Here is a 13,697-nt window from a genome sequence, read left to right as displayed (position 1 = left end):
GCAGACGACCATGCAACGCACGCTGCGAATCGTAATTGGCCTGATGGTGTGCGCGCTGGCGTTAGCCGCCGGCGCGCAGCAACCCATCATCTATCCCGCCAAGGGGCAGAGCCCGCAGAAGCAGAGTTCGGACACCGCCGCGTGCCAGCAGTGGGCCAAGCAGACCACGGGCGTGGATCCGGTCGCCATCGCGCAGAGAGCCGGCCAGCCTGCAGCGCCGCCACAGCAAGGCGGACGCCTCAGGGGCGCGGCCGGTGGCGCAGCGGCCGGTGCGGCGATTGGCGCGATTGCCGGCGATGCAGGCAAGGGCGCCGCGATCGGCGCGGTCACCGGCACAGCGGCCGGCGGCGTGCGCCAGCGCCGCAAGAACGAGGCCGCGGCCGAGCAGCAGCAGGCGGGGCAGCAACAGGTCTCCCAGGAAATGGCGACATTCAATCGGGCGGTGGGGGCGTGCATGACCGGTCGCGGATACACCGTTCAGTAGAGAACGCAGCAGATGTAGAAGAAAGGCGCGGTCAGCTGGGGATCCAGACATGGCAACGAAACTGATTTCACCTCTGCGGATTGCAGCCGTCGGGCGCGTGCGCAGCCGCGCCTGGTTGCGGTTCGCGTTTGCCGGTGCAGCGTTGTTGCTGCTTGCCGCTTGCCACAAACCGGCGAACGAGTTGCCGCGCGCGACCACCGAGGTGACGGTCATGACCGTGTCGCAGCGCGACACGCCGGTCGACTTCGAATTTACCGCCCAGACGCAAAGCTCGCGCGAGGTCGAGATTCGCGCTCGCGTCGACGGCTTCCTGGAAAAGCGCGTCTATACCGAGGGGCAACTGGTGCATGCCGGGCAGGTGCTCTTCATGATGGACGCCGCGCCATTCGAAGCGGTGCTGCAGTCGGCCAAGGGCCAGCTTGCACAGCAGGAGGCCAGGCTCACCGTGACCAAGGCCAATCTTGCCCGCGTGATTCCGCTTGCCGCTCAGAACGCCCTCAGCCGGAAGGATCTTGACAACGCAACGGGCAACGAGAAGGAGGCGGAGGCCGCCGTGATCGCGGCCAAGGGCCAGGTCCGGACCGCCGAGCTTAACCTGAGCTACACCACGATCAAGTCCCCGCTCACCGGCTTGTCGAGCTTTGCGCGGCAGCAGGACGGCAGCTACGTGACCGCGGCGGCAACGGGCTTGCTGACCTACATCTACCAGCTTGACCCCATGTGGGTGAACTTCAGCATTTCCGAGAATGAGTTGCTGACATACCGGGGCCAGGTGGAGAAAGGCCAGTTGCGGTTTCCGGCGAACAACGATTTCGAGGTGGCTGTCGTGCTTGCCGACGGCAGCGTGTTCCCGGCTCGCGGGCATATCAACTTCACCAACCCCGCGTTCAACACACAGACCGGCACCTTCCTCGTGCGGGCCTCGTTCGCCAACCCGCAAGGCACCCTGCGCCCCGGACAGTTCGTGCGCGCGCGGGTTTCGGGCGCGGTGCGCCCGAATGCGGTCCTGGTGCCGCGCCGCGCGGTATTGCAGGGATCGAAGAGCCATTTCGTCTGGACCGTCGACAAGGATGCGAAAGGCCATCAGCGGGTGGTCGAAGTCGGAGAGTGGCACGGCGATGACTGGTTCATCACCGAGGGCCTGAAGCCCGGAGAGCGGATCGTCGTCGACGGCGCCATTCGCGTGGTTGCCGACACGCCGCTGAAGATAACCCAGGCGCCGGCCAAGAGTGCCGCCGCTGAACCGCGCAGCGAAGAGCAGAGCCTCTCGCAGCGCCAGTCTGCCCCTGGCGCAACGAACTGACCGGGCAGGCCACATGAACATCTCCCACTTCTGCATCGAACGGCCGATCTTTGCGTCGGTCATCTCGATCGTGATCACGCTTGGCGGCGCGCTGGCGATGCTAAGCCTGCCCATCGCGCAGTATCCCGACATCACGCCACCGCAGATCACGATTTCGGCGACATACCCAGGCGCCACCGGCGACGTGGTTGCCAATAATGTCGCCGCGCCGATCGAGCAGCAGGTCAACGGCGCGGACAACATGATCTACATGAACTCGTCGAGTTCATCGACCGGCAACTTCACGCTCAATGTCTTCTTCCAGATCGGCACCAATCCGGAGCTGGCACAGGTCGATGTGCAGAACCGCGTGAACCTGGCGCTGCCGCAACTGCCGTCGTCGGTGCAGGCGCAGGGCATTCAGGTGCAGAAGAAATCTTCGGCGTTCATGATGGTCATCGCCATCTATTCGCCCACCGATCGCTACGATTCGACCTACATCGCCAACTACGCCAACATCTACGTGCTCGATGGGCTCAAGCGCGTGCCCGGAGCGAACCAGTCCAGCATCTTCGGCAACCCCGACTACGCCATGCGCATCTGGCTCAAGCCTGACCGCATGGCGCAGCTCGGCATCACGGCCTCCGACGTGCAGAAGGCCGTCGCCAACCAGAACCAGCAGTTCGCGGTCGGCAGCATCGGCCAGTCGCCAACCGGCGCGGCGGTGGAGCAATCCTTTGCCGTCACCACCACTGGCCGCCTGAGCGATCCGGCCGAGTTCGAGAACATCATCCTGCGCGCGGCAAACGGCGAGGCGGCGATCGTGCGCCTCAAGGACATCGGCCGTGCCGAACTCGGCCGCAAGGACTACTCGATCCGCAGCAAGTTCCAGGGCAAACCGGCAACGGTCATCGCCGTCTACCAGCAGCCGGGCGCCAATGCGCTCGATGTGTCCAGCCAGGTACGCAAGACGCTGGCGGAGATGAAGAAATCGTTTCCCGAAGGCCTTGAGTACAGCATCGCGATGGACACGACCGAGTTCACTCGCGCGTCGATCTCGGACGTTATCCATACGTTCTTCGAAGCCCTCGTGCTGGTCGTGATCGTGGTCTTTGTTTTCCTGCAGAGCCTGCGCGCCACGTTGATCCCGGTGCTGGCGGTGCCGGTGTCGATCGTCGGCACCTTCATGGGCATGCTCATGCTCGGATTCTCGATCAACATGCTGACGCTGTTCGGCATGGTGCTGGCCATCGGCATCGTGGTGGACGATGCCATTGTCGTGATCGAGAACGTCGAGCGAAACATGAACGTCCACAAGCTGCGCCCGAAGGACGCCGCCAAACGGGCCATGGACGAGGTCTCGGGGCCGGTGGTGGCGATCGTGCTGGTCATGTGCGCGGTGTTCGTGCCGGTTGCCTTCCTTGGCGGCATCACCGGGCAGCTGTACAAGCAGTTCGCCATCACCATTGCGATCTCGGTGGTGTTCTCCGGACTGGTCGCGCTCACGCTGTCGCCGGCGCTGGCGGCATTGTTGCTCAAGCCCGGGCACCACGAAAAGAAAGGCTTCTTCAAGTGGTTCGAAAATGCCTTTGCGCGGATGACCGCTGGCTATACGCGCATGGTGAAGCTGATCATCAAGCGCTTCGTGGTGGCGCTGCTGCTGTTCGCCGGCATGATCGTGCTTGCGGTGTTCATGATGCGCTCGATCCCGACCTCGTTCCTGCCGCCGGAGGACCAGGGCTATTTGCTCGGCGCGGTGATCATGCCGGACGCGGCGAGCCTGGATCGCACCGGGGCCGTGTCCCAGCACGTCACCGACTACTTCATGAAGCAGCCGGCCGTGAGCAGCGTCACGGTGGTCGATGGCTTCAGCTTGCTGGATAGCCAGAACAAGAACAACGCGGGAGCCTTCTTTATCGGCTTCAAGAGTTTCGACGAGCGCTATAAATTTGCCAACATCAAGACGCAGAACGCCCGTGCCGTGCTGATCGGCGCGTACGAGAACCTGTCCCAGGTCAAGGAGGGGATCATCCTGCCGGTCAATCCGCCGTCGATCCCGGGGCTCGGCACGACTGGCGGCACCGAGATGTGGATCCAGAGCAAGGGGGATGCCAGCATTCCCCAACTCGCAGGCGTGGTGAACGACTTCATGGCCAAGGCGAAGCAGCGGCCGGAACTCGCTCGCGTCACCTCGACCTTCAATGCGGCGTCCCAGCAACTGCTGGTCAGCGTGGACCGCGACAAGGCGGAGACCCTGGGCGTGCCGATCGAGGAGGTGTACAGCGCCATGCAGACCATGTTCGGCTCGCTGTACGTGTCGCAGTTCAACCGCTCGAGCCGGCTGTGGCAGGTCATCCTGCAAGCCGAGCCCTCGTACCGGCTCAAGCCCGGGGATCTGGATCAGATCTTCGTGCGCAGCAAGACCAACAGCATGGTCCCGCTCAAGGCCGTGATGAGCACCAGGTTCGTCACCGGTCCGGACCTGGTGACGCGCTTCAATAACTTCCCGGCGGTCAAGATTACCGCTAACGCCGCACCGGGCTACAGCTCCGGACAGGTTCTGTCCACGCTGGAATCGGTGGCTGACGAGGTGATGCCGCCCGACTACGGCGTGGGGTGGAGCGGCGAAGCCTATGAAGCCAGGCAGGCTGGCGGTACTTCGGGGCTGGTGTTCGTGTTCGGCCTGATCATGGTGTTCCTGATCCTCGCCGCGCAATATGAGAAGTGGAGCTTGCCGGTCGGTGTGCTGATGGCGGTGCCGTTCGCACTGTTTGGCGCGTTGCTGGCCATCTTGCTGCGCGGCCTCGAGAACGATGTCTATTTTCAGATCGGCCTGACGATGCTGGTCGCGCTGGCCGCCAAGAACGCCATCCTGATCTTTGAGTTCGCGGTGCTCAACCGCGAGGCGGGGGCGTCGGTCTACGATTCCGCCGTCACGGCGGCGGCCGAGCGGCTGCGCCCGATCGTGATGACCTCGCTGGCCTTCATCCTCGGCTGCGTGCCGCTGGCCATTGCGCTCGGCGCGTCGGCCAACAGCCGGCACTCGATCGGCACCGGCGTCATCGGCGGCATGCTCGGCGCGACGGCGATCGCGGTGTTCTTCATCCCGATGTTCTACTACGCGCTGGAGTCGATGTCGGAGCGCTCCGGCGGGGGCAAGAAGACCCCGGGCCCGCAGGGCGGTGCGCCCGGCGAGCCGCCGTCGGGCCCCACCGGCGCGGGCCCGGGTGCTCCGGCGGCTACGCCGTCTGCCAGGCACGAGGGCGAATGACATGCGAACTTCGGCGCTTTCGCTTATCGCCTTGCTGACGCTCGGCGGCTGCCTGCTCGGGCCGAATTACCAGCGCCCGGCCGTTGACGCGCCACCTGCCTTCCGCTTTGCCGAGGCCGAAGCCAAGGATGTCGTCAATACGACGTGGTGGGTACAGTTCCAGGATCCCGTGCTCAACGACCTGATTACGATAGCGCTGGCCGAGAACAAGGACGTGAAGATTGCAGCGGCGCGCGTCGACCAGTTCCTCGGGCAGTTCCAGAGCACTCGCTCGCAGCTGTTCCCGCAAGTCTCGGCGCTCGCCAACGCACAGCGCGAGCGCGTGCCGGTCGGCTCCGCGCTATTGCCGCCCGGTGTCGGGCCGGTCATCAACCAGTACCAGGCGACACTCTCGGCCTCGTGGGAGCTCGATGTCTTCGGCAAGGTGCGCCGCCAGACGGAATCCGCGCGCGCGAGCTTGCTGGCGAGCGAGGAGGGCCGGCGTGCGACCATCCTGACGCTGGTGGCTGCCGTTGCGTCGTCGTATGTGAACCTGCTGTCGCTGGACCGGCAAATGGAAATTGCCAAGGCAACCGTGGCCAGCCGGGCAGATTCCGTGCACGTCTTCCAGCTGCGCTATAGCGGCGGGGAGGTGTCGCAGATGGAGCTGGCGCAGAGCCAGTCGGAGTACGAGTCCTCGCTCGCGACCATCCCGCAGATCGAACTCCAGATCGCGCAACAGGAGGACGCACTGTCGATCCTGCTGGGGCAGAATCCCCAGCCGATCCTGCGTGGCCGGGGACTGGACGACCTGGCCTTGCCCATGGTGCCGGCTGGCCTGCCATCCGAATTGCTCACGCGCCGCCCGGACCTGCGCCAGGCCGAGCAGGACCTGATCGCCGCCAACGCACTGATCGGCGCGGCGCGCGCGCTCTACTTCCCGTCGATCTCGCTGACCGGCGTGTTCGGCACGGCAAGCGGCCAGTTCTCGTCGCTCTTCACCGGCCCGGCCCGGCTGTGGTCATACGCCGGCGCGGTGACGGTGCCGATCTTCACCGCGGGTAATATCGGCGGACAGGTCAGGCAGGCCGAGGCGCAGCAGCAACAAGCGCTGTTCGCCTATCAAAAGGCGATTCAGGTCGCGTTCCAGGAGGTCGAGGACGCGCTGGTGTCGCTGCAGAAGACGCGCGAGAGGCTCGTCGTGCAGGGCCGCCAGGTCGAGGCGCTGCGAACCTACGCGCGGCTCGCGCGGCTGCGCTACGAGGGCGGATACACCAGCTACATTGAAGTGCTGGACGCCGAGCGTAGCCTGTTCAACGCGCAACTGAGCTATGCGCAGGCGCAGGGAACGGTGTTCGCCTCCAGCGTTGCGCTATACAAGGCGATGGGGGGCGGCTGGGTGATCGACGCTGAGCGCATGACCCCGGTGGCGTACGGTGACGGCGGCGCGCCCATACGGCAAGGGGAGTCCGTCTCCAGCTCCAGCCAGCCACGGCCATGACAACCGCGCGCCTGATCGCCTGCCACGAGTGCGACCTGTTGCAGCGCGAGGCGGCGCTGCCGCCCGGCGGCATTGCGCGTTGCCGCCGCTGTGGCGCGGAGCTCTACCGGAGCCGGCCGGAAAGCGTGGATCGCGCGCTTGCCTTCACGCTCGCGGCAATGGTGCTGTTCTGCGTCGCCAATGCGTACCCGGTGGTGGGGCTGTCGGTGAACGGGGACCTGGTCCAGAGCACGCTCCTCGGCGCGGTCCGGATACTGTACCGCGACGGCATGTGGCCGCTGGCCGGCCTCGTGTTCGTCACCACGCTCATGATGCCGCTGCTGCGGATGGCGGCGATGGTGTACCTGTTGCTGCCGCTGCGCCTGCAACGGCTCCCGCGCCGGCCCGACGTAGCGTTTCGCATCCTGGAGATGGCGGCGCCGTGGGGCATGACCGAGGTCCTGATCCTCGGCATGCTGGTGGCGCTGGTCAAGCTCGCCCATATCGCTACCGTGGTGCCCGGCGTCGCGCTGTGGGCGTTCGGCGGGGTGATGCTCTTGCTTGCCGCCGCCACCGCCGCGTTCGATCCTCGCGACCTGTGGGCGCGGATGGAGGCGGCATCGAGCGTGCACGGAGCGGGCGGTGTGACTACCGCGTCGGCTGCCACGGCGGCCCGGGCGGGGCTTCTCGTTTGCCACGGCTGCGGGATGCTGTCGAAACCGCCCCCGCACGCCCATGAAGGCAGCTGCCCGCGGTGCGGTGCGCACCTGCACTTTCGCAAGCCGGCCAGCATCGCGCGCACCTGGGCGTTCCTGATTGCCGCGATGATCCTTTACATTCCGGCCAATGCGTTGCCCGTGATGGACACAAGCTCGCTGTTTGGCGCGCAGCAGGACACGATCCTGAGCGGCGTGGTCTATCTCTGGACCTCGGACGCCAAGCTGTTGGCCGCCGTCGTGTTCATTGCCAGTATCGCCGTGCCGATGCTCAAGATCATCGCGCTGCTGTTTCTCGTCATCTCGGTCCAGTTCCACTCGCCGTGGCTGCTTGAGAGGAAGACGCGCATCTATCGGTTGGTGGAGCTGGTAGGGCGCTGGTCGATGCTCGACATCTACGTCATCACGCTCCTGGTGGCACTTGTGCAGTTCAGCGCGCTGGCGACGATCAAGGCCGGCCCGGCCGCGGTGGCGTTCGGCGCGGTGGTTGTGCTGACGATGTTCGCCGCGATGTCGTTCGATCCGCGCTTGATCTGGGACGCCACGGAGAAAGATCATGATTGAGCCGCCCGAACGGCGCGACGAGCCGGGCTCGCCCAATTTCCCCGAGGCGGTGGTCAAGCCGCGCTCGCGCTGGCGCCTGCAGCTGGTCTGGCTGGTGCCGCTGGTTGCGGTGTTGATCGGCGGCTGGCTCGCGGTGCAGGCTGTCTTGCAGAAGGGCCCGACCATTACCATCAGTTTCAAGACGGGCGAGGGGATCGAGGCAGGCAAGACCAAGATCAAGTACAAGGACGTGGACATCGGCGTGGTCAAGAGCGTCGCGCTGTCCAAGGACCACGGCGGTGTGGTTGCGAGGGCCGAACTGGCCAAGGACGCCACCTCCTTGCTGGTCGACGACACTCGCTTCTGGGTGGTGCGGCCGCGCGTTTCCGGTGGCACCGTGTCCGGCCTCGGTACGCTGCTGTCCGGCTCGTTCATCGGCACGGATGTCGGCACGCAGGCCAAGGCGCGGCGTGACTTCGTCGGCCTTGAGAACCCTCCCGCCGTCGCTAAGGACGTCCCCGGGCGGGAGTTCGTGCTCAAGAGCGAGGACATGGGCTCGCTCGATGTGGGCACGCCTGTTTTCTTCAGGCGCCTGCAGGTCGGCCAGATTACGGCTTACACCCTCGACGCGGATGGCAATGGGGTCACGCTGCGCGTCTTCATCAATGCACCCTACGACAAGTATGTGCGGGCCGACACGCGCTTCTGGCATGCCAGTGGCATCGATGTGTCGCTCGACACGAGTGGCGTGAAGGTCAATACGCAATCGATGGTCGCGATTCTGATCGGCGGCGTTGCGTTTCAATCGCCTCAGGATTCGGCGGACGGCCCGCCGGCCGAGGCCAACACGGAATTCGGTCTGTTCCACGACCGCGCGGAGGCGATGAAGCGTCATGACAGGTTTGCCGATACCTACGTGCTGATCTTCAAGGAGTCGGTGCGAGGGCTGGCGGTCGGTGCGCCAGTCGACTTCCGCGGCATCGTGGTGGGGGAGGTAACGGGGATCTACACGCGCTTCGACCGGGAGAAGAAAGAGTTCAGCATTCCGGTCGAGATACGAATCTATCCGGAGCGCTTCACCTCCCGCTATGAGTCGGGCACGAAGGGAGGCAGGCTGACGGACGAGCCTCATAAGCTGGCGCAGTTCCTGATCGAGCATGGTCTGCGCGGCCAGTTGAGAACCGGCAACCTGCTCACCGGGCAACTCTACGTTGCATTGGATTTCTTCCCGGCGGCGCCCAAGGCCAAGATGGACTGGGATGCCAAGCCGCCCGAGTTGCCGACCGTGCCCGGTGGCCTGCAATCGCTCCAGGACTCGGTGACGGCGCTGATTGCCAAGCTCAACAAGGTGCCGCTCGAGGGCATTGGCAATGATCTGCGCAAATCCCTGCAGCAAGCGGATGGGCTGCTCAAGACACTCAACGCCGACGTGGCTCCGGAGGCGCGCGCCGCCATGGTCTCCGCGCGCGCGGCGCTAGAGTCAGCCAACAACGCGCTCGCGCCCGACTCCGCGCTGACGCAAAGCACGGCGGAGACAATGCGCGAGCTGTCGCGCACGGCGGCATCGCTCAGGGCGCTTGCGGACTACCTCGAGAGCCATCCCGAAGCGTTGCTTCGCGGCAAGACGGAGGACAAAAAGTGATGCGCCCCATTCGTTTAATGGCCGCGGCACTTGGGTTGGCGGTGCTTGGCGGTTGCGCGAGCTCGCCTCGGTCAACCTACTATACGTTGACACCCGCGCGGGCGCAGGAACGCGCGGACGCCGATGTCCCCGTGGCCATCGCGATCGGGCCTGTGGCGGTGCCGGAGATGGTCGACCGTCCGCAACTGGTACTGCGCGTTAGTGCGACCCAGGTCAGGCTTGACGAGTTCGCCCGCTGGGCGGAGCCGCTGAAGCGGCAGATCCCGGCCGTGCTCGGCGCAGACCTGGCCCAGTTCTTCCCGGGAGCGCTGGTGTCCAGCTATCCGCAGTGGGCCGATCCGGGGACGGCATACCTGGTGTCTGTCGACGTCCAGAGGTTCGACTCGACCCCCGGCGATGCGGCCGTCATCTCGGTAGTGTGGTCCGTACGGCCGCCAAAGCAGGGGCCACTGGTGAGCGGGCGCAGCGACGAGCGGGAGCCCGCCGGCGCCGCAGGGTATGACGCCCTCGTCGACGCGCACAGCCGGGCGCTGGCGGCTGTCAGCCGCGACATTGCTGGCGCGATACGTGCGGCACGCACGGCACGTTCACAGTGACGGCGCAGCGCGGCTGGGGTGGAGGCTGGCGCTTGAGCCTGGCTCGCCGTATCGCGGCAACAGGGGGTGAGACATGAACCACCTCGTCATCGCCTTGATCGTGTTCGCCTGTGTTTTCGGCAGTTCACTGCTCGGCATGTGGGCGCGCGCCATGCTGCCTGAACACCACCTCAGCGATCAGTCCATCAGCGTGGTCAAGATGGCGACAGGCCTGATCGCCACGATGGCGGCGCTGGTGCTGGGGCTGCTGGTGTCGTCGGCGAAAGGCACGTTCGACACCGTGAGCAGCGAGCTTGTGCAGAATTCCGCCAGCGTCATCCAGCTCGATCGGGTACTGGCCAAATATGGGCCGGACGCGCAGGAGGTTCGCGTTTTACTCAAGCGTGTCTATGCCGAGAAAATCCAGATACTCGACTCCGGGGACGAGGCGCAGCTGGCAAAGCTTGGCAATGCCGAGTCTGTCAGCCAGCTGGAAGGCTTTCAGCGCAAGCTGGAGGCGCTTGCGCCGCGCGACGACGCGCAGCGCGAGCTGAAGGCGAAGGCCCTGCAGATTGTCGATAGCGTGTTCGCTGCGCGCTGGCTCGCGTTGCTGCAGACAAAATCCTCGATCCCGATCTCCCTGCTGATCGTGCTGGTGCTGTGGCTGTCCATCGTATTCGGCACGTTCGGGCTGTTCGCCGAGCGCAACGGGACCATCGTCGCCGCGTTGATGATGTGCGCCTTGTCGACTTCCGGGGCGATCTTCCTGATCGAGGAAATGAGCACGCCGCTCTATGGGCTGGTCAGCGTGTCGCTTGCATCCATGCACGACGCGTTCGCCCATCTTGGCCGGTAGCGCAGGAGGCGCCGCGCTCCGCGCGCTGCTGACCTACTCTTGAGCAGAGGACGCGCCGGCGCGAGGCGTCTGTGCCGGCCATAACAAGGAGTCGTGATGAAGATGCTAGCCATGTTGGCATGCGTAATGCTGTGCGCGAACGCCTATGCCGAATGCACCACCAACGCGCGCGGGGCTGTGGTTTGCAACAACGGAGAGTCTGCCGCCGGGTATAACCGGAACACGGGTAACGGCTTTACGTCGGAGAAGAATCAGAACGGCGTGACAACGACGCAGACCACCAAGGGCGGAGAGGCCAAGACCAAGGATGGCAAGGGGGTCTATACAAGCCCGAGCGGAAAGACCTGCGCCAGGACGGCCCGCCATCAGGGCTGCAATTGAAGCGCTGCGGTTGGCGTCAGGCTCTCCCGGGCTATGTTATGGCGCAGCGGCAGCGGCAGCGGCTGCACCCTGCGGTGGGTGAAGGAGCGGATGGGGGATGCCGACCTTGTCGCTGATGCGCACAAGCTCGGCCAGGGAGCGCGCCTCCATCTTTCTCATCACGCGGGCCCGGTGGACCTTGATGGTCTTTTCCGCCGTGCCCAGCTCACAAGCCATCTGCTTGTTCAGGCGGCCTTCGACGACCAGCGTGAGCACTTCGCGCTCGCGCGGCGTGAGGCGGTCAATGCGGCTGTAGATCGCTTCGATCTCGATGCGGCTCGCGCGTGCTTGCGACGCGCGCCCCAGCGCGGCTTCGATCGCGTTCAGCAGCTCGCTGTCGCTGACCGGCTTGACCAGGAAGTCCGTCGCGCCCGCTTTCATGGCGCGCACGCTTGCCGGGATATCGCCGTGTCCGCTGAGGAAGACGATCGGCAGCGGCCAGCCCGCGCTGCTGAGCTGGCGCTGCAACTCCAGGCCGTTCAGGTCGGGCAGTTGCAAGTCGAGCACCAGGCAGGCGTTGCTCTCGGCAGACAAGACGCTGTCGAGGAACGCCCGCGCCGTGCCGAATCCTTCGGCGCGGTAGCCTGCGCAGCCAATCAGGCGCATCAGCGCCCGGCGCACCGCGTCGTCGTCATCCACCACGAAGACGGTTGGTGTGGGGTTGTTCATGGGTGTTCCCCCGAATGGACGGGCTCTGTTTTGGCTGCGACCGGCAACGTGAAATAGAAAGTGGCACCTTGGTCGCTATTGTTCTGCGCCCAGATGCGTCCGCCGTGCATTTCAACGATGGAGCGGCTGATGGACAGCCCGAGGCCAAGCCCTTCACGCTTTGAGGTGAAGAATGGCTTGAAGACCTGGTCGAGTTTGTCCGCGCTCAGGCCGGGGCCACGGTCCCGCACCGCCACGCGCACCATGCTGGCGCCTTCGCACGTGGCGTCAACCATGACCACGCGGTCCCGCGCCGGGCGGGACTCGCTTGCGTGGAAGGCGTTGAGCAACAGATTCAGTACCACCTGCTGCACCTGGACGCTATCGCCCTGGACGCGCGGCAGCGTGGGCTCGGTGTGCTGGACCACGCGGATTCCGCGTACGATCGCATCGCTGTGCACCAGCAGCGCCACGTCGCCAATGACGCGCTCAAGACTGATGGGCGCGGCTTCGAGGTCGCCCTTCTTGACCAGCCTGCGAATCCTGCGGATCACTTCGCTCGCGCGGTGGTTGTCCTCGACGATATCCTGCAAGATCTCACGCACTTCGGCCAGGTTGACAGGCTGCGTCGACATAAAGCGTTGAGCGGCCTGCGCGTTGCTCAAGATGGCCGTAAGCGGCTGATTCAACTCGTGCGCGAGCGAACTCGCCAGCTCACCCAGCGTGGAGACACGCGTCAGATGGGCAAGCTCTTGCCGGTTACGCTGTAGTTCGTAGCGCTCGGTCCGGTCGATGACGACGGTCAGCAGGAGCGGCTCCCTGTCGAACGAGGCATCGTTGGCGGTGATTTCCGCCGGGAACTCAGTGCCATCCTTGCGTCGCGCGAACTGGTCATGCGTGCCGCCTGCCGGCCGGGACAAGCGCACGGTCCCGCTGTCGCCCTGCAATCCTGGAACGAGCGCGTCCGCAGACGCGCCGATCAGTTCCTCCTGGCGATAGCCGAAGAGCTTTTCCGCGCCAGCATTGGCCAACAGGATCTGGCCGCGCGGATTGGTCATCAGAATGGCAAATGGCAACAAGGCCAGCAGGCCGCGCACGCTTTCATCATGCTGCAATGCTCGCGCGGAGCCGCGGAACCCGTCAGATGTATCGCCTCGGGGATCAAGGGGCCCATCCCGTGGCTCCGGGCGTATGGCGGTGCGCTGGACGCGGCCAGGGGAGAGCATGGCAAGGCGTGCGCCAATGGGGCGCCAGCCCTGACGCCAGCCCTGACGCCAGGACTGGCGAAATCTCGGACCCTTGGCGGGGTGTGGCTGCGCTGCGGGGGAGTCCTCCGCCGGGTAGCGCCACGTTGCACCGTTGGCCCGCGCGCGCCGGAATTGCAGCAGCAGCAACAACAACAGCAGCGCGATGAACGCTGCCTCGAGGAGGGCAGCAGTGCGGATGATGGTCATGGCGCCGTGCTCCCTGTCAATGGTTCGCAGGCAGGCATGCGAACCCGGCGCCGTCGGCAAGCCGGCGAGCGATTGAGCCATTCAGCGTGCATGCGGTGGCATTGGGCAGCTGCGCCGTGGCAGCGAGATGCTCGCCACCGCCTACATGCGCTGGGCTGATCAGCGGACCCGTCTTAAGTGCTTCCTCGCGCTCCCGCGCCCAGGTGGGTAAAGCGTCACTGGCGGGACGGGCGGCCCCACGATCATGTGGCATGGAGGCAAAAAAAGTGTAGGCGCTGGCGTTGCTTTGTAAAAGACATAAGTCGCGATTGTGGAACTTACCATGCGCGGATTCGCGCAAGCGGGGC

The 13,697-nt window shown here is 65.2% G+C and carries 11 protein-coding genes; 9 read left to right on the top strand and 2 right to left on the bottom strand.

Annotated features, from left to right (window positions below; genetic code table 11):
- Positions 1-10: 10 nt before the first annotated feature.
- The 9 genes from AC1RQK_RS16050 (at position 11) to AC1RQK_RS16010 (ending at position 11,209) form a co-directional block, all read left to right on the top strand.
- On the top strand, positions 11-484 hold the full coding sequence (locus AC1RQK_RS16050) for a glycine zipper domain-containing protein (protein ID WP_492374115.1): 474 nt from the start codon (positions 11-13) through the stop codon (positions 482-484).
- Between the two features lie 49 nt (positions 485-533).
- Complete coding sequence (locus AC1RQK_RS16045) at positions 534-1,787, top strand: efflux RND transporter periplasmic adaptor subunit (protein WP_492809824.1); 1,254 nt, start codon at positions 534-536, stop codon at positions 1,785-1,787.
- 13 nt (positions 1,788-1,800) lie between these two features.
- The gene (locus AC1RQK_RS16040; RefSeq protein WP_492809822.1) at positions 1,801-5,037 is read left to right on the top strand and encodes an efflux RND transporter permease subunit; all 3,237 of its coding nucleotides are present in this window, start codon (positions 1,801-1,803) and stop codon (positions 5,035-5,037) included.
- 1 nt (position 5,038) lies between these two features.
- Positions 5,039-6,517, top strand: coding sequence for an efflux transporter outer membrane subunit (locus AC1RQK_RS16035; protein WP_492809820.1), 1,479 nt, complete (start codon positions 5,039-5,041; stop codon positions 6,515-6,517).
- Entirely contained in the window at positions 6,514-7,776 is a 1,263-nt protein-coding gene (locus AC1RQK_RS16030; protein ID WP_492809818.1) for a paraquat-inducible protein A, read from the top strand. The genes AC1RQK_RS16035 and AC1RQK_RS16030 overlap by 4 nt, the downstream gene beginning before the upstream one ends.
- On the top strand, positions 7,769-9,397 hold the full coding sequence (locus tag AC1RQK_RS16025) for a PqiB family protein (RefSeq protein ID WP_492809816.1): 1,629 nt from the start codon (positions 7,769-7,771) through the stop codon (positions 9,395-9,397). The genes AC1RQK_RS16030 and AC1RQK_RS16025 overlap by 8 nt, the downstream gene beginning before the upstream one ends.
- Positions 9,397-9,993: a PqiC family protein gene (locus tag AC1RQK_RS16020; protein WP_492809814.1), complete on the top strand. Its 597-nt coding sequence runs from the start codon at positions 9,397-9,399 to the stop codon at positions 9,991-9,993. Before AC1RQK_RS16025 ends, AC1RQK_RS16020 begins: the two co-directional genes overlap by 1 nt.
- 73 nt (positions 9,994-10,066) lie before the next feature.
- On the top strand, positions 10,067-10,828 hold the full coding sequence (locus AC1RQK_RS16015) for a bestrophin-like domain (protein WP_492374122.1): 762 nt from the start codon (positions 10,067-10,069) through the stop codon (positions 10,826-10,828).
- A 96-nt stretch (positions 10,829-10,924) separates the two neighbouring features.
- Positions 10,925-11,209: a hypothetical protein gene (locus AC1RQK_RS16010; protein ID WP_477132932.1), complete on the top strand. Its 285-nt coding sequence runs from the start codon at positions 10,925-10,927 to the stop codon at positions 11,207-11,209.
- Between the two features lie 36 nt (positions 11,210-11,245).
- Here the strand turns inward: AC1RQK_RS16010 and AC1RQK_RS16005 are convergent, their stop codons facing one another.
- Both AC1RQK_RS16005 and AC1RQK_RS16000 read right to left on the bottom strand, forming a co-directional pair.
- Entirely contained in the window at positions 11,246-11,917 is a 672-nt protein-coding gene (locus AC1RQK_RS16005) for a response regulator transcription factor (RefSeq protein ID WP_492809811.1), read from the bottom strand.
- On the bottom strand, positions 11,914-13,350 hold the full coding sequence (locus AC1RQK_RS16000) for a sensor histidine kinase (protein ID WP_492809809.1): 1,437 nt from the start codon (positions 13,348-13,350) through the stop codon (positions 11,914-11,916). The genes AC1RQK_RS16005 and AC1RQK_RS16000 overlap by 4 nt, the downstream gene beginning before the upstream one ends.
- Positions 13,351-13,697: the final 347 nt, after the last annotated feature.

Source organism: Cupriavidus sp. GW822-FHT02D05 (assembly GCF_058802485.1).
The sequence above is the reverse complement of the archived record's forward strand: the minus strand, read 5'-3'. Positions and strand labels throughout refer to the sequence as shown.